Source organism: Flavobacterium filum DSM 17961 (assembly GCF_000425465.1).
Lineage (GTDB): Bacteria > Bacteroidota > Bacteroidia > Flavobacteriales > Flavobacteriaceae > Flavobacterium > Flavobacterium filum.
On sequence record NZ_AUDM01000027.1, the window covers coordinates 1 to 17,676 of the forward strand.

Here is a 17,676-nt window from a genome sequence, read left to right on the forward strand (position 1 = left end):
TGGATGAGAAAATATAGTAATTTGGTAAAAGGACTTACAATAACAAGACCAGAACAGGTTTGGGTAAGTGATATTACTTATATCCGATTAACCAATCAATGGGGCTATCTAAGTTTAATTACAGATGCGTATTCTAGAAAGATAATGGGCTATAGTTTTCGTCAAGACCTTGCTGCTGAAGGTTGCATTGAAGCCTTGAAGATGGCTCTAAATAATAGATTGTATAATGAATCAATCATCCATCATTCTAATAGAGGTTCACAGTATTGTTCTCACAACTATGTTGATTTATTGCTAAAAAACAACATAGGTATTAGCATGACCGAAAATGGAGATCCATATGAAAATGCATTAGCAGAAAGAATAAATGGTATTATTAAAACAGAATTTAATCTTTACTCTAGCAGCTTGGGTTTTGACCAAACAGGATATCAAGTAAGTAAAAGCATTAAGTCTTATAATGAATTAAGACCTCATGCAAGTTGTGATTATTTAACCCCTAACCAAGCTCATTTGAAATCAGATAAATTAAACAAACGATGGAAGAATTATTATAGAAGTTTTAATTATGAAAAAACAGTTGTATAGTATTTTTAGGATTAAGAATTATATTTGTATAACTATAATAGGATTTATTTAATAACCTGTATAGTTATTTTAGGACGGGTCATTTGTTCGGAAAACACCCCCTTTTTCCGAAGCTCGTTCGAACAAGTATCGAACAAATACCGAACAAAACCCTAAAAAAAAGCAATAAAGTAGTCAAATGCAGTCAAATGTGGTCAAATCATGTCAAATTTGGTCAAATGCAGTCAAATGCAGTCAAAATAATGAAGGTACTGAGGTGCTAAGGTTCTAAGGTTTATATGAGTTAGGAAGAGAATAATACTTCGAATTTAGCATAGTTGAAATCCGTCTACATCCACTTTCGCAAGGCGAATCAAAAAATCATTTTTAATCTGTGTCATCCGTGTCATCCGTGTTCCATTAAAAATGCATTTACATGTTTGATGAGATTCCTCCTAACGTCGGAATGACACGGTAGTAAAGGTTTAAAAGTTTAAGGGTTTAAAAGTTTAAAAGGTAATGAGGTTAAAAAGCAGGGGTAAAAATAGTACTTCGAATTTAGCACATTTGAAATCCGTTTCCATCCACTTTCGCAAAGCGAATAAAAAATCCTTATAAATCTGCTACATCCGTGGCATCCGTGTTCAATTTTTACCAATTATGATGTTAATAATTATTCCAAGAACGGAGAAAACAAATTGACTCATTACCTCATTGATACATTAAACATTCATTACCAAATTTATGAGATGTCTCCTATCGTCGACATGACACAGGAGAGGAAGGAAGGTGTTTTTTTTTAAAGTATTTGCTTCTTTGTGTCTTTGCGAGAAATATAAAAAGCGAAACGTTCCCTGCGAACTTAGTGCCTCCTTTGTGCTCTTTGTGGTAAAAAAATGAAATCTCAAAAAAAGAAAATGATAGCACTCATAAAACCGTTTCCATCCACTTTCGCAAAGCGAATCAAAAAATCCATATAAATCTGCTTTATCCGTGTCATCCGTGTTCCATTAGAATGTCATTAACAACTGAGATGAGATTCCTCCCATCGTCGGAATTATACAACGTAGTGCACATGAAGAACAACCTAATTAGCCAAACTCCCGAATTGCCACATTGCCGAATTGCCACATTTCCAAATTGACTCATTGACACATTGCCACATTAATACAACCCCGGATACTCCCTCGGATTCACTTCATTCATCATCGCATACACTTTCTCATAAATATCCTCCACCGAAGGCTTACTGAAGTAGTCGCCATCCGTTCCATACGCCGGACGGTGCGGTTGAGCCGCTAAGGTTTGAGGTTTACTGTCTAAATAGTCATACGCATTTTGCACATCCAACACTTGTTGTAAAATAAAAGCAGAAGCTCCACCCGGAACGTCTTCATCAACAATTAACAATCGATTGGTTTTGGCCACACTCTTCTTAATGTCATGCTGTATATCAAACGGCAAAAGCGATTGAACGTCAATGATTTCACAATCAATGCCTACTTCCAATAATTCTTTGGCGGCTTGTTCTACCAAACGCAATGTTGAGCCATACGAAACAATCGTAATGTCGGTTCCGGTTTTGATGGTTTCCACAATTCCAATCGGAGTTCTGAAGGCTCCTAAGTTAGTTGGCATTTTTTCTTTTAAACGATAACCATTCAAACATTCTACAATCAAGGCCGGTTCGTCAGTAGCCAATAACGTATTGTAAAAACCTGCCGCTTTGGTCATGTTTCTGGGTACTAAAACATGAATTCCTCTTACCGCATTAATAATCATTCCCATTGGCGAACCGGAATGCCAAACGCCTTCCAAACGGTGACCGCGGGTGCGAATGATTAACGGTGCTTTTTGACGTCCTTTAGTGCGGTATTGTAAGGTAGCCAAGTCATCACTCATGATTTGAATGGCATACAATAAATAATCTAAATATTGAATCTCAGCAATAGGGCGTAGGCCTCGCATCGCCATCCCGATTCCTTGTCCTAATATAGTCGCTTCACGAATACCGGCATCGGCAACACGTAATTCACCGAATTTTTCTTGCATGCCTTCTAATCCTTGATTCACATCTCCAATGTTTCCGGAATCTTCACCAAAGATTAAGACTTCCGGATGTTGGCTGAAAATCGCATCAAAATTATCACGCAAGACCAAACGAGCATCTACGTCCTCCGCGGAAGCATCATACGTTGGCAATACTTCTTGTACAGCTGTTACCTTTTCTGCCGATTCAGAAAACAAATGAGAGCTAAACTTTGGTTGTATAGCAGTTAAATAGTTTTGAATCCAAGCGGCTAATTTCGGTTGCCCGGACTCGCCCACAATCATACGAAGTACTTTTCGAGCCATTGAAATCAAATCTTTTCGAATCGGTTCTTTGATTTCTTTTAAATCGTTGGCATATTTTTGAATAAACACACGGTTTACACTGGTTGCAGCGATGTTTTCCAACAAAGCAACCAATTCGTTTTGTTCCTTTTTAATCGGTTCAACAAAGGCAGCCCAAGCCGCTTTTTTACCTTCCAACACTTCTTTTTTGATGTTGGTATCTATGGCATCCAATTCTTCAGCGGTGGCAATGCCGTTGGCAATCATCCACAAACGCATTTGGGCAATACAATCGTATTCAGCTTCCCACGCCAAACGTTCAGCATTCTTGTAGCGTTCGTGACTACCGGAAGTTGAATGTCCTTGAGGTTGTGTTAATTCTCTCACGTGAATCAAAACAGGAACGTGTTCTTCACGGGCAATTTGAGCCGCACGTTGGTAGGTGCCCACTAACGCTGCATAATCCCAACCCAAAACGGTCATGATTTCATAGCCTTTGTTTTGTTCATCGCGTTGGAAACCCTTTAAGATTTCTGAAATATTTTCTTTAGTGGTTTGATAACGGGCATGTACAGAAATTCCGTATTCATCGTCCCAAACACTCATTACCATTGGTACTTGCAAAACACCGGCTGCATTGATGGTTTCAAAAAATAATCCTTCAGATGTACTGGCATTTCCGATGGTTCCCCATGCGATTTCATTGCCGTTTTCGGAGAATTTATTCTTTTTTGGTAAAACCGAAACGTTTCGATATATTTTAGATGCTTGTGCCAAACCTAACAAACGCGGCATTTGACCGGCAGTAGGAGAGATGTCGGCACTCGAGTTTTTTTGTTTCGTTAAATCATTCCAATTTCCGTTTTCATCTAGGGAATGGGTAGCAAAGTGACCACCCATTTGACGACCGGCACTCATAGGGTCATGATTCAAATCAGTATGACCATATAATCCGGCAAAAAACTGTTGAATGGTCAGTTGACCTATCGCCATCATAAAGGTTTGGTCGCGGTAGTAACCGGAACGAAAATCACCATTTTGAAACGCTTTAGCCATCGCCAATTGAGGCACTTCCTTTCCATCACCAAAAATACCAAACTTGGCTTTTCCGGTCAAAACTTCACGGCGTCCTAATAAAGAACATTCTCTACTAGTGATTGCAATGGTATAATCGTGTAAAACTTCAGCTTTAAAATCGTCAAAGGTTAAAACCTCTTTTGGTTGCGTTTCTGTCATGGTTGTATGCTTATGGAAACAAATTTAAGTAAAAAGTTTTTATGTTGGTTGTTTTGTGTGAAAAAATATTTTACGAATTTAATAATAAAACTTTCTTTACTAGGTTTTAAAATGATGAAAACGTATAAAAATCAAAATATATTTGAATTTTGTGTAAAATATTTACTCAAACAGAATAAAGAAGTAAGTTTCTTTTGCAAGAAAAGAGGTGTGATTAATTCGAGATGAAAGATAAGAAAAAAGGTTCAAAGTTGAGGGTTAGAACCATTTTCGGGTAAAAAGACCTACTAATATTTCAGGAGTAAATGTAAACATTACTCTAATTCTCTCCGGATAGGCTGGTTTACTGATTTCCCAACCGTTGGACGATTGAACAGGAAGATAGAGTTCGAAATAATCGGTTACAAGGTTCAAACGTATTCCACTATCATATACAAATTGCGGTTGAGTACCTTCGTTTTTAATCCAACCTAAATCGCCATACACTTCTATCCAATTCCAAACATTCATATTGGCATTTAAAGTAGTCATCCATTGATTAGCAAAAGGAGTGGCTAATTTAGATTTAAAAGCACCTTCTGCAATGATGTATTGTTGACTAAAGAATCCGGTTTTTTCTGAACGACCATACAACGGATAATCAAAAAGATAATCGGTTGGGCGATCTAAGGCAAAACTAAAAAAGTTGGAATTGGTTTTACGATACAGAAAGCTTCCTGCAAACAATCGTAATTGTAGTAAACGATTATTCTCAAATAGGTTACGGTATTCTAGTTCAATTGCTACTTTACCAAAAGAATTCGCAATTTGAAGATCGGTTTTTAATCCGTAATGATTTTGAACTTCTGTTTTGATATTAAAATATTTCAAATTAAAAACGGAATAATTGCTATTTTCTTCTGTTAATTCTACATAAGGAGTTTGTTCTCTATGCACAATAACTTGTCTAACTATGAAGGCTTCTTTTCTATTGTCGCGATAATCATTTTCACGAATGCGAAACTGAATCATTGGGTTAAGTTTCATATAACCGGCATTGGGTGCATAATCAAAAAACTGACCTGAAAAGGAATATCGAACATGAAACAATCGGCTATTGCGTTTATAATCATTCACTATGACTGAAAAATTACCTATCATGTTTTGCGTTAAAAAGGAATAAGCGGGATTTACATCAAATAGAATAGGTTTGTCTAAAAAAGTTTTATTGTGAAAACGCATTCCGGGCATTAAACCATTATACAGGTTATATTCCAGTGTAGGAACATACAAAACTTGGTTGTGATATGGATCTTCAATATCTTTCAAAAAGTTGAATTTAAAAGGGCGATTATTAGGAAAAAAGCCTTTGAGCGACTTCCAATTGTTTCGAAGGTTATATTCCGGCACTTCATTTTGATAATTCAACACAATACGATCTACCTGATTTCGAGATAAGGTAATTGTAGTATCCGTTTCGATATTGTCTAACCATTTTTTAAAAACAACTTGTTTTTTTTGAATGCCATATAACGGAATGGGAACCGAAACTCCCGTTTTATTGTGTACAACAAATGTGACGCTGTCTTTTGTTTTTTTGAAATCTTTAAAGGTGTAATCAATGATTTTTCTTGAATTGATAATGGTAGAAAAAAACCAATCAATTTTTTTGGGACTGTTTTCTTTTAAAATGGTTTCAAAATCTGTTCGGTCGGTTAGCTGCCTTTGATTCAATTGGAAAAAGGATTTGATACTGTTTTGTACAATGTCATTTTCCAAGTAGTTATCCAAATACTTTAAACTTAATCCGGCACGGTATTTTCCGGCAATTTGTTCGTTAAATTTTAATAGCGTGTTTTTTGGATCGCCAATAGGTTGATCAAGGTTTTTTCTTGCCATTAACATGTAGAAATAGCTATATTGTTCATTAAAATCAATTTGCATCAGGTTGAATCCTTTGACCAATTTTAGTTTGGAAAGATTCCCCATCATTTTCATTTCAGGATAATATTCATCAATATAGTTCATCATGGTATATACCTGAAGAGCATCATAAATCCAATTGTCTTTACGAGGATCCAATTGAAGTTCTTGTTTTAAAAATTGATGTAAATAGGTCTTTAAAAATTTAATTTCATATAAAAAGCTATCAGGAAACGGACTGATGAAGGCGGGCAATTGGTTCAATCCGTAAAAAGGATTTCGTTCATAATCAATTTGACTGATAACAATTTTCGATTTAGAAGCATTGCCGATGTTTTGTTGCACAAATCGAGTGATTTTATCAATGGCTATGGCTTTTTGATAGGCATCTACACGACTGTCTCTTAGATTTGTGTTGACTTCTATCACATCATTTTTGTATTTTTCAAATGTAGTAGTCGGTTCAATATACAATGAAAATTGACTATTTTGATTACCGGTAAAATGATAGTTTTTAAACGCATCAGATGCTTGTAAGTTCTGTTGAATCAAATCAGTTGTAATCGCTAAGTTACCCGGTACTTTTAATGTTAAATCAATTGAACACGGAGCATTTGCACTATCATCACTATTTAATTGACTGTACTGCGTGAATTTTCCGTCGAACAGGCGAGCGGGAGTGATAAAGCAATCTTTTAAGCAATAGCTGCCATTTTCATTATAGCCATATCGAATAAATTTATCTTTTGGAAGTTTAAGATAATAAACCAAATGAAAAGTAATTTTTTCTCCGGGTGCCAGTTTTTGACGAAGTGTAACTTCAATTAAATCGGCTTGTGCATCCATGCGGCACCAATCTAAAAATGCTCGGTTTTCATCAATAATTACCAATGATTGGGTTGAGCCTTTTTCATGAGGTTTTGACAAATGAAAGCTTCGCACAAATTCATCAGAAAAACGTTTGGCTAATGGTGTATTTTTGTCGGAAAAGGCATGGTTCCAATCATTTAAAATGATTTTACCTAAATTTTCAGTTGATGTGTTATAAAAAGTAATCTCTTGTTGAACAGTGAGTGTCTTTTTGGAATCAATTAACTCCACAACCAACTTGCTCTGATGTTGACACCAAAGAGAAGAAGGGAATAGAACGAAAAGAAAAACAAACGTTATTCTAAATAGAGTAAGCAAACAATAGCAATTTTTATTGGTTGAAAGATAGTAAAAAAATTGTGAACTAATGGTTAAATAAAAGTGCTAAATGTTAAAAATGAAGGTTACCACAACTAAAAGACTTAACTTTGTAAGTAAACTAAAATTAAACCATGACAAAAAGACTACTGTTAGGGGTCGCTTTGTTGTTTACTATATTTGTTCAAGGACAAGTGGTAATTAACGAGTTAGACGCCGACACCCCAGGATTAGACGTGCAAGAATTTATTGAATTAAAATCAGAAACTCCATATTTTTCTTTAGACGGTTATATACTTGTTTTCTATAATGGAGGAACCTCCGGAACGGGAATATTGAGTTATTTTACTATCAATTTGAATGGATTAGTGACAGATGGAAATGGAATTGTAGTAATCGGAAATTCACAATTAACGCCTTATCCGTCCATGATTATTCCTCAGAATAGTATTCAAAACGGACCTGATGCTGTTGGTTTGTATCTAGATGTAGTTGAGAATTTTCCAATTGATACACCAGCAACAGCCACAAATTTAATTGATGCATTAGTGTATGGGAATAGTGCTACTCAGGCAACTGCCCTCAAAACTATACTTGGTGTTTCCACTCAAATCAATGAAAACGCAAACAGTTTAGCTGCGTCTCAATCCATACAGCGAAAAAATGATGGAACCTATGAAGTAAAAACTCCCACACCCAGAAGAAACAATGATGGTAGTGGAATTATTTACAATGGAATTGCTGTTTCTTCCAGTGCAATGACTATCAATGAAGGTCAAAGTATCACGTTGACTTTTCAAACAGACACTCCTGTTACAGAATCATTGCAATTTAATTTGAGTTTAACAAATGGTTCTTTTACTACTGCTGATTTCACCGGGAACACAACTTTGACTATTCCAGCTGGTGGTTCAACAACTTCCACGGTTATACAATTAGTAGATGATGGAATAAATGATGGCGATGAAACCATGTCGGTTTTAGTAACTTCCTTACCCGAAGGCTTTATTGCCCTTCAAAACTTAAAAATCAGAGTTCGTGACATGAATTTTGTGGTAGCTTCTTGGGGAACTCCAATGTCGCCAACATATGGAAATGTTACAACTACAGCTCCATCCGATTATTATGCTTCCTGTTATGGTTTATCCGGTAATGCGTTAAAACAAGCTTTACAAGATATTATTGCCAATCCTGAAATAGTAAGAGCTCATAGTTATGGTGATGTTGTTGAAATCTTAAATAATGCCGATCAAAATCCGGCGAACAACAATGAAGTTTGGTTGATGTATGTAGAGCAACCTAAATCTAAATTGGATTATCAAACCGGTGCAAGCATATTAGGCGTGTGGAACCGTGAACATATTTGGCCTCAATCAAGAGGTGGATTTGCGAATGGTACTTCTTCTTTTGCTGATGGAATAAATATTTGGTTACCAACCAATGCAGATGATATATTAGCCGGTCATTCAGATGCTCATCACATTAGAGCAGAAGACGGTCAAGAAAACAGCTCAAGAAGCAACCGAGATTATGGTAGCGATTACAACGGTCCGGCCAATACTTCCGGTACATGGAGAGGAGATGTAGCAAGAGCATTATTTTACATGGCTGTTCGATACAATGGTTTGTCCTTAGTAAATGGTAATCCACCGGATAATACTATGTTTCAAATGGGTGATTTAGCTTCTCTTTTGAATTGGAATACAACAGACCCTTCTGATGATTTTGAAATGAATCGAAACAATTACATTTATACTTGGCAGATGAACCGTAATCCATTTATTGATCATCCGGAGTTAGCGAATTATATTTTTGGAGCTAATTTTGGTGAACAATGGTTTCCAACGTTGAGTAATCCGAAATTCAATGTTAACGATGTAAAGGTTTATCCTATACCGGCTCAAAACGAAATTAATATAAGTGGAATCGAAAGTAGAGCAGAGGTTGAAATTTTCTCTATCACCGGAACCAAAGTATTTTCAACAAATATTGATGGATTCTCAACCCTACAATTCAATTTAGCTTCCGGAATGTACATGTTAAAATGGACAACTGCTGAGCAACAAGGCACTCACAAAATTATTATCAAATAAATAGTTAATTATAGGGCATAAAAAAAGTGTATTGAAAACCAATACACTTTTTTTATGTTTTAAATATAAGTTTATTTAAACTTCATTTTTTTGTTTTAAAGATCGAATGATATAATAAATACCAATGAGTACAAACGGAATACTCAACCATTGTCCTGTTGTTAAAGCATTAAACATTGGATATTTTTCAAATCCGCCTTGGCTGGCTTTTACAAATTCTACAACAAATCGAACAGACCATAATAAAACCATAAATGAACCAAAAAGCAAACCTTCTTTTTTACGGGCACTTGTTTTCCAATACATTAAAAACAAGATAAGAAAAACAAAAACATACCCAATCGCTTCATATAATTGTGAAGGATGAATAGAAGGAACAGCATCAACCAAATGTTGGTATTCCGAATTATTGGTGATAGCTTTATAGGCTTCTTTAGGGTTATTCGTTTTAGTAAGCTGCATGGCTTCCCGTTTGGAATAGAAATCTTGAATAAATTTTATTCCGAAAGAAGAATTGGTTTCGTGACCTACAATTTCTGAATTGAAAAAGTTGCCCAATCGAACAAAGACTGCTCCGCTGGCTACCGGAATAACCACTCTATCCAAAACCCAAAGTAAAGAACGTTTCATGATTTTTTTACTGAAATAAATCATAAAGAGTATGATGGCAATGGCAGCACCGTGACTGGCAAGTCCCGAAAAACCTGTAAATTCAAATGTTGGATTGGTACGAATAGGAAGCAAAATACTCAAAGGATCATCGCGAAACAACTCAGATTGATAAAAAATCACATGACCTAATCGTGCTCCCACTAAAGTGGCAATAACCGTATAGATAAACAAACTGTCTAATTTTTCCAATGGTTCCTCTTCACGAATAAAAATATATTTCATGATATACCAGCCCAATGCAAATGCTACTACAAACATCAAACTATAAAAGCGAATAGAGAGTGGACCAATATCAAAACCCTCGGAAGGATTCCATACAAAAGATAGAATAGGAGTAACCATAGATGTTTATTTGTGGTAAAAGTAAACGAATTTATGTCAAATTACAACGCAAAAGTTTTAATAAATTCACAAAATTATTCAAGGAACAGGATCATAGCCACTTTTTCCCCACGGATGACATTTTGAAATGCGTTTGATGGATAACCAAATTCCTTTGAAGACACCATGTTTTTGAATGGCTTCTGCCGAATAGTGTGAGCAGGTTGGTTCAAAACGGCAAGTGGCAGGCGTAAGTGGTGAAATCACAACTTGGTAGAACCGAATTAATAAAATAAAAGGAAATTGAATTATTTTTTTTAACATGAAATACTAGTTGTAAAAAAGTAAATCAAAAGTTACTTTTTCAAAATAAGTTACACCTTAATTTACGCTAAAAGTAGTACCTTCTTTTCCATCTTTCAATTGAATTCCCAAGGCTAACAATTGATCGCGAATTTGGTCTGACAACGCAAAGTTTTTGTTGGCTCGAGCTTCATTTCTCATTTGAATCATCAAATTGACAACACCTTCCAACTTATCTGCATGTTGACTTTCTTCTTGTTCATTACTGATTCCCAACACATCATGAATAAAATTTTTCAAACTAGTTTTCAATTCAGAAAGGTCATTGGCAGTAAGTGTTTCTTTACCATCATTTACAAGATTTATATACCGAATACCTTCAAATAATTGAGCGATTAGTATTGGCGTATTAAAGTCATCATTCATAGCTTCATAGCAACTTTTTTTCCATTCAGCAATAGACAAAGTTGAGACAGATGAGGGAATCAATTTATCCAATAATTCCATTCCTTCCATTAAGCGATTAAATCCTTTTTCAGAGGCTAAAATAGCGTCATTTGAAAAATCCAATACACTTCGATAATGAGCTTGAAGCATGAAAAAACGGGTAACATTTGGTGAGAAGGCTTTTGACAGAATCGTATTTTCACCGGTAAATATTTCGTTGGGTAAAATGTAATTTCCGGTTGATTTTGCCATTTTTTTACCGTTCAAAATCAACATATTGGCATGCATCCAAAACTTTACAGGACTGTGACCGGTACACGCTTCATTTTGAGCAATTTCACATTCATGATGTGGAAATTTCAAATCCATTCCGCCACCGTGAATATCAAATGTTTCACCTAAATATTTCGTGCTCATGGCGGTACATTCCAAATGCCAACCCGGGAAACCGACTCCCCATGGTGAAGGCCAACGCATGATATGTTGAGGTTCAGCTTTTTTCCATAGAGCAAAATCTTGCGGATTTTTTTTATCAGAAACACCGTCTAAATCACGGGTATTAGCAATCATATCTTCAATATTACGACCGCTTAATTTACCGTAATGATTGGTTTCATTGAATTTGACCACATCAAAATAAACCGAACCATTTGATTCATAAGCAAAACCATTGTCGATGATTTTTTGAATAATTTCCTGTTGTTCAATAATGTGTCCGGTTGCCGTAGGTTCTATACTTGGCGGAAGAAAATTCAATTTGTGTAAAATAGTATGAAAATCAACGGTGTAGCGTTGAACAATTTCCATCGGTTCCAACTGTTCTAATCGGGCTTTTTTGGCAATTCGATCTTCGCCTACTTCTGCATCATTTTCCAAGTGACCGGCATCGGTAATGTTGCGAACATAGCGGACTTTGTATCCCAAATGAAGAAAATAACGAAAAATGACATCAAAACTCATGAAGGTTCTCACATTTCCCAAATGCACATTACTGTAAACGGTTGGGCCACAAACATACATTCCTACATTTCCATCATGAATAGGCGAAAAAACTTCTTTCTCACCCGAAAGTGAATTGTATATTTTTAACGATTGATTTTCGTATAATTTCATTTTTAACCAGTATAAAATCTAATAACTCCTAACTATTTACTCCAAACTCCCAACTCCCTTCTCCAAACTCCCTAAAACTTCGTATCCAATTTGATATAATCCAAAAACTCTCTTCTAACTTTTTCGTCTTTGAATTTTCCACCAAATTCCGAGGTCACCGTACTGCTTTCAATATCGCGAATTCCTCTTGAGTTTACACAAAGATGTTTGGCATCAATCACACAAGCCACATCTTCTGTATTCAACGCTTTTTGCAATTCTTTTACGATTTGCATGGTAAGACGTTCCTGCACTTGTGGACGTTTGGCATAATAATCAACAATGCGATTCATTTTAGATAACCCAATTACTTTACCGCTAGATATGTAAGCTACATGAGCTCTACCAACAATTGGTAAAAGATGATGTTCGCAGGTAGAATAGAGGGTGATGTTTTTTTCTACGAGCATTTCGCCGTATTTATAACCATTTTCAAAGGTTGAAGAACTTGGTTTTTTGGAAGGATTTAAACCTCCAAATATTTCTTTCACAAACATTTTTGCCACACGATTAGGAGTACCTTTCATGCTGTCGTCCGTCAAATCCATCCCCAATGTGGTCAAAATATTCGAAACATCTTTTTTTATCAACTCAATTTTTTGTTCATCAGTCAATTCAAAAGCATCTTTTCGCATCGGATTTTCTATAGAAGTACCAATGTGATTGTCACCAATATTGTCTGATAAAGTATCGTCGTTATTCATTATTTTGGTTTAAATAGTTCTGTAAATAAAGTGTGCAAAGATAATTAAAATTAGCTACTTTTTAAATGGAATTAACAGAAAGCTAAAAATTGGAAATTTTAAGATAATAATTAGTTAAAATTATGTAAATTTCCCACCTCAAAATTTTTGGTATGAATAAAAGAATACTTTTTACGTTTTTTAGTTGCTTGATTGTCAGCTTGTTTTATGGTCAAAACTTAATCCAAAATGGTGGTTTTGAATCTGGCAATTTAGTTGGTTTTCAATCGGATTATAATTTTATTAATCCCGGTGCCGGTCAAGCAAATAGCACTCCTAGACAGTACGCAATAATCAACAACCCTTTTTTATTGAATACCAATAATTTTGTCAATTCTGGTGATTATACAACCGGTTCAGGTTTAATGATGGTTTGTGATGGTGCATCAGGACAATCTGAAAACTTTTGGAAAACAAATGGTGATGTGCTTTTACAGGGAGGACAAACCTATAGATTTAAATATTTTGTTCGTTCAGTAAATCCCACTTTACCACAACCGGAAATCGGTTTTAGAGTAATGCAGGGTGGAACCAATCAGTTTACAGGTACCTATAATGTAACTGCTCCGTCAAATGGTTGGCAAGAAGTAAGTTACGAGTTTACTGTTACCGGTACTGGGAATCAGTACAGAAGGTTAGAGTTATATAACATTAATCAAAGTGCGGTAGGAAATGATTTTGCTATTGATGAAATTTCTTTACGAGCTGTTTTAGCTTTAACAGCAAATCATTCGGTTATCAATGTATCGTGTTTTGGAGCTAATGATGGTTCAATTGTTGTTTATGGTAACGGAGGAAATCCTCCTTACACCAGTTTTTCAATTTCCGGTACGGTTAACGCAACGAATACAACGGGTGTGTTTACCAACTTGCCACCGGGAGTTTATACAGTATCTGTTACAGATAGTTCATCAACAACAGCAACTACAGCGGGTGTAGTTATTTCTCAACCCAATGATATTACTGTTCCTTCTAACTCGGCTGTATGTTTAGGTAGTCCGATAACATTAAACGCTGCCGGTGGAGGAAATTATACTTGGACAGCAAACCCTGCTGATCCAACTTTAACTAGTCCAAATAATAGTTCCATTACAGTTACTCCTTTGGTAACTACCACCTATACAGTAAATTCATCAGTAACTACGCTTAGAAATTTATTATACAATGGTAATTTTAGTCTTGGAGCAGTTGGATTTACAACGGATTATCAATATTTAGATCCAGTTAACCCAGTAGGTGTTCAAGGTGCATACGCTGTAGTACCCAATGCACAAACTTGGTTTGCCGGATTTGCTAATTGTACAGATCATACAACCGGAACAGGTAATATGTTAGTAGCCGATGGGTCTATTGTGAATGGTGGAAATGATCGAGTGTGGTGTCAAACTATTCCGGTTACACCTGGTCAAGCTTACACATTCAGTTATTGGGTACAATCTGTTGCGGCTGGAAATGCAGCTAACCTAGAAGTAATGGTAAATGGAGTTTCAATTGGTATTGGAACTGCACCTGCTGCCACTTGTAGTTGGTTGTTACGAGCGTATGGATGGAATGCAGGTGCAGCTACAACTGCAGAAATTTGTATTTATAACCGTACAACTGTTGCATCCGGTAATGATTTTGCTATTGATGACTTACGTTTTGAGGAAAGTTCAGTTTGTAATTTAAGTAAATCAGTTACGGTTACAGTAAATGAGATTCCGGTTGTAAGTGTTGCAGCACCGGCAACCTGTTTTGGAACTCCAGGAACAATTACGGCAACCCCACAGCAGGCAGGAACTTTTTCGTATTCTTGGACAGTTCCTTCCGGAGCAACTAATCCAGGTAATGTTTCAACTTTTACAACAACAGTTGCAGGAACTTACACAGTTATTATTACAAATTTAACTACCAATTGTCCTAGTTTACCGGCATCAGTTAATTATATTGTCAATCCAATACCTACTGTTACAGTTAATAGTGAAACAATTTGTGATGGTACCACTGCAAATATTGTGGCAACACCCGGAACACCAGCTCCATACACCTATTTTTGGACAGTTCCAGCTGGAGTTCCAGATCCTGGCAATGTACCTTCTTTTTACGCAGGAGTTGCTGGAAATTATTCAGTAGTAATTACAGATAACCTAACAGGTTGTGTTAGTGCATCAGCATCTGGAACCATAACTGTTCAAAGTGTTGTAGCCTCAGCTACTTTTGGAACAAATCAAACAATTTGTCCAGGAAATACGGCAATTTTAACCTTTACCGGAACGCCAAATGGAGTTGTAACTTTTTCTTCTTCAACTGGTGCTTTTTATACAGTAACATTGAATGCGGCCGGAACAGCATCCTTTACAACTCCTGTATTAACGTTAACTACAGTTTACACTTTGGAGAGTATCACTTTAACTCCTCCGGGCTGTTCCAATCCACTTTCCGGGTCTGTTACAATAACCATTAATTCAAATGGATGTGCATCGATATTGGCAGGAGATTTAAATTTAAATCCATTTATCCCTTCTATTTGTAATGTTGGTGAATGTGTTGATTTATTAGCAGAGTACATCGATTTAGGATCTACAACGGCTTATACTGTTTCATCAATTCCTTATTGTCCTCAAGCAGCATTTCAAGGTCCTGGATTTACTCCTGTATCTGTGAATATTGATGATGTTTGGTCGGGAAATATTCCATTACCGTTTAATTTCTGTTTCTTCGGAGTCAATTATGCTTCTGCTAATATAGGATCCAATGGAGTAATTTCTTTTGATAGTTATGCTGCTGGTGCATATTGTAATTGGCCGTTTACACAAACCATTCCAAATGCCGGTTTTCCAATTAGAAATGCTATTTATGGAGTTTATCAAGACATTAATCCGGCTGTAGCTCCAACACCTCCAGCAGTTACAAGTATTAATTATCAATTAATGGGAACCTATCCATGTAGAAAATTGGTAGTTAATTTTTCGAATGTTGCTCAGTTTTCATGTAATAATAGTGTAGGATTACAAACATCACAAGTTGTATTATATGAAATTTCAAATATTATTGAAGTTTATGTTCAAAGACGTGTACCATGTCTTGGATGGAATAGTGGAAGTGGTTTAATCGGTATTCAAAATGCGGCTGGATCGTTAGCTTATACACCACCGGGAAGAAATACTGGTACTTGGTCTGCTTTTGATGAAGCTTGGCGATTTACTCCATCAGGTCCATCCGCCACAACTTTTACATGGTTTCAAGGAGCTACTGCTATTAGTAATAATCCACAAATTAATGTTTGTCCAACAACCACAACAACATATACTGCACAAGCGGTTTATAATATGTGTGGACAAATTACTACTGTAACCAGAGACATTACGGTATATGTTAATCCTGATTTAACAAACCAACCTCAAGATTTATCTTCTTGTAATCCTCAATTTGACTTAACTTTAAATACTCCTGTCATCTTAGGAAGTTTAAATCCTGCAGATTATGATATATCTTATTTTTTAAATCAAACAGATGCCGAACTTTTTGCTAATCCTATTTTAAATCCAACGGCTTTTTTAAGTACTGGTCAAACTATTTATGTAGGTATTCAAGATTTTAATACTGGATGTAATTATGTAAAATCATTTAATTTAATTTTAAATGATTGTTCATTAGACCCTCAACCGAATCCTTTGGTTGAATGTGATGGACCAAATAATGATGGTTTTGCTATCTTTGATTTAACACAATCTGATGCAGCAGCTTTAAATGGTTTGAATCCAGCTTTATATACAGTTACTTATCATTTAAGTCAAGCCAATGCTGATATTGGATCACTACCAATTAATCCGGCTAATGCGTTTAATGGTACGAATCAAATAATTTACGTTAGAGTTGAAGACAATTCCGACGCTACCATTTTTGGGACTACTTCTTTTACATTGACTGTAAATCCAACTCCATTAGTTACCGTAAATGATGATACGATTTGTGATGGACAAACCGCTACTATAACTGCTACACCAAATGTTGCAGGTACTTATGATTATTCTTGGTCAGTCCCAGCTACCTTTGCTAATCCAGGTAACGTATCTACTTTCACAACAACAGTTGCAGGAGTGTATAGTGTTATTATCACGGACACGACAACTAATTGTGTGAGTCCATCGGCTTCGGGAACGGTAACGGTTAATCCAAATCCAACGGTTACGGTAAACAGCCCAGCAGTATGTGATGGGGCTTCAGCAACAGTAATAGCCACACCGGGAGCAGCAGGTACGTATAGCTACGCATGGACAGTTCCAACAGGAGCCACAGCACCTGGCGATGTAGCGACATTTACAACAACAGTAGCAGGAATATATAGTGTAATTATCACCGATACGGTAACGGGTTGTGTAAGCACCTCGACCTCAGGAACGGTAACAATAAATCCAAACCCAACAGTAACCGTTAATAGTCCAACAGTATGTGATGGAGCATCAGCCACAGTAACGGCGACTCCGGGAGTTGCAGGAACTTACAGCTATGCATGGACAGTTCCGGCTGCAGCCACACTACCTGGCGATGTAGCGACATTCACAACAACAATAGCAGGGGTGTATAGCGTAATTATCACCGACACGGTAACGGGTTGTGTAAGCACCTCGGCCTCTGGTACGGTATCCTTGAGTACTAATCCAACAGTAACGGTAAATAGCCAGGCGGTATGCCAGGGAACACCGGCAACGGTAATCGCCACACCGGGAGCAGCAGGA

General features: G+C 36.3%; 8 protein-coding genes and 1 pseudogene. 3 read left to right on the forward strand and 6 right to left on the reverse strand.

Annotated features, from left to right (window positions below):
- On the forward strand, window positions 1-588 hold a 588-nt coding region (locus tag H601_RS15735; RefSeq protein ID WP_035655962.1), incomplete at its 5' end, for an IS3 family transposase.
- 1,143 nt (window positions 589-1,731) lie between these two features.
- On the opposite strand, the gene H601_RS0112400 is transcribed toward H601_RS15735, so the two are convergent.
- Both H601_RS0112400 and H601_RS0112410 read right to left on the reverse strand, forming a co-directional pair.
- Complete coding sequence (locus tag H601_RS0112400; protein ID WP_026711807.1) at window positions 1,732-4,137, reverse strand: alpha-ketoacid dehydrogenase subunit alpha/beta; 2,406 nt, start codon at window positions 4,135-4,137, stop codon at window positions 1,732-1,734.
- 258 nt (window positions 4,138-4,395) lie between these two features.
- Window positions 4,396-7,227: a gluzincin family metallopeptidase gene (locus H601_RS0112410; RefSeq protein ID WP_245571654.1), complete on the reverse strand. Its 2,832-nt coding sequence runs from the start codon at window positions 7,225-7,227 to the stop codon at window positions 4,396-4,398.
- 134 nt (window positions 7,228-7,361) lie between these two features.
- On the opposite strand from H601_RS0112410, the gene H601_RS0112415 reads away from it, so the two are divergent.
- Window positions 7,362-9,320, forward strand: coding sequence for an endonuclease I family protein (locus H601_RS0112415; protein WP_026711810.1), 1,959 nt, complete (start codon window positions 7,362-7,364; stop codon window positions 9,318-9,320).
- Between the two features lie 75 nt (window positions 9,321-9,395).
- Here the strand turns inward: H601_RS0112415 and lgt are convergent, their stop codons facing one another.
- The 4 genes from lgt to folE all read right to left on the reverse strand — a co-directional run bounded on the left by lgt (window position 9,396) and on the right by folE (window position 12,919).
- Complete coding sequence (gene lgt / locus H601_RS0112420; protein ID WP_026711811.1) at window positions 9,396-10,334, reverse strand: prolipoprotein diacylglyceryl transferase; 939 nt, start codon at window positions 10,332-10,334, stop codon at window positions 9,396-9,398.
- A 78-nt stretch (window positions 10,335-10,412) separates the two neighbouring features.
- A complete protein-coding gene (gene yidD, locus H601_RS0112425; RefSeq protein WP_026711812.1) occupies window positions 10,413-10,637 on the reverse strand; it encodes a membrane protein insertion efficiency factor YidD in 225 nt (74 codons plus the stop codon).
- A 57-nt stretch (window positions 10,638-10,694) separates the two neighbouring features.
- The gene (cysS, locus tag H601_RS0112430; RefSeq protein ID WP_026711813.1) at window positions 10,695-12,176 is read right to left on the reverse strand and encodes a cysteine--tRNA ligase; all 1,482 of its coding nucleotides are present in this window, start codon (window positions 12,174-12,176) and stop codon (window positions 10,695-10,697) included.
- Between the two features lie 71 nt (window positions 12,177-12,247).
- On the reverse strand, window positions 12,248-12,919 hold the full coding sequence (folE, locus tag H601_RS0112435) for a GTP cyclohydrolase I FolE (RefSeq protein WP_026711814.1): 672 nt from the start codon (window positions 12,917-12,919) through the stop codon (window positions 12,248-12,250).
- Between the two features lie 152 nt (window positions 12,920-13,071).
- Between folE and H601_RS0112445 the strand changes: the two are divergent.
- Window positions 13,072-17,676: pseudogene (locus tag H601_RS0112445) on the forward strand (hypothetical protein); the annotation flags it as partial.

Bases quoted from the DNA above. Each gene is read 5' to 3' on its own strand.
- H601_RS0112400 (WP_026711807.1), bottom strand. From the start codon at position 4,137: ATGACAGAAACGCAACCAAAAGAGGTTTTAACCTTTGACGATTTTAAA.
- H601_RS0112415 (WP_026711810.1), top strand. From the start codon at position 7,362: ATGACAAAAAGACTACTGTTAGGGGTCGCTTTGTTGTTTACTATATTT.
- lgt (WP_026711811.1), bottom strand. From the start codon at position 10,334: ATGGTTACTCCTATTCTATCTTTTGTATGGAATCCTTCCGAGGGTTTT.
- yidD (WP_026711812.1), bottom strand. From the start codon at position 10,637: ATGTTAAAAAAAATAATTCAATTTCCTTTTATTTTATTAATTCGGTTC.
- cysS (WP_026711813.1), bottom strand. From the start codon at position 12,176: ATGAAATTATACGAAAATCAATCGTTAAAAATATACAATTCACTTTCG.
- folE (WP_026711814.1), bottom strand. From the start codon at position 12,919: ATGAATAACGACGATACTTTATCAGACAATATTGGTGACAATCACATT.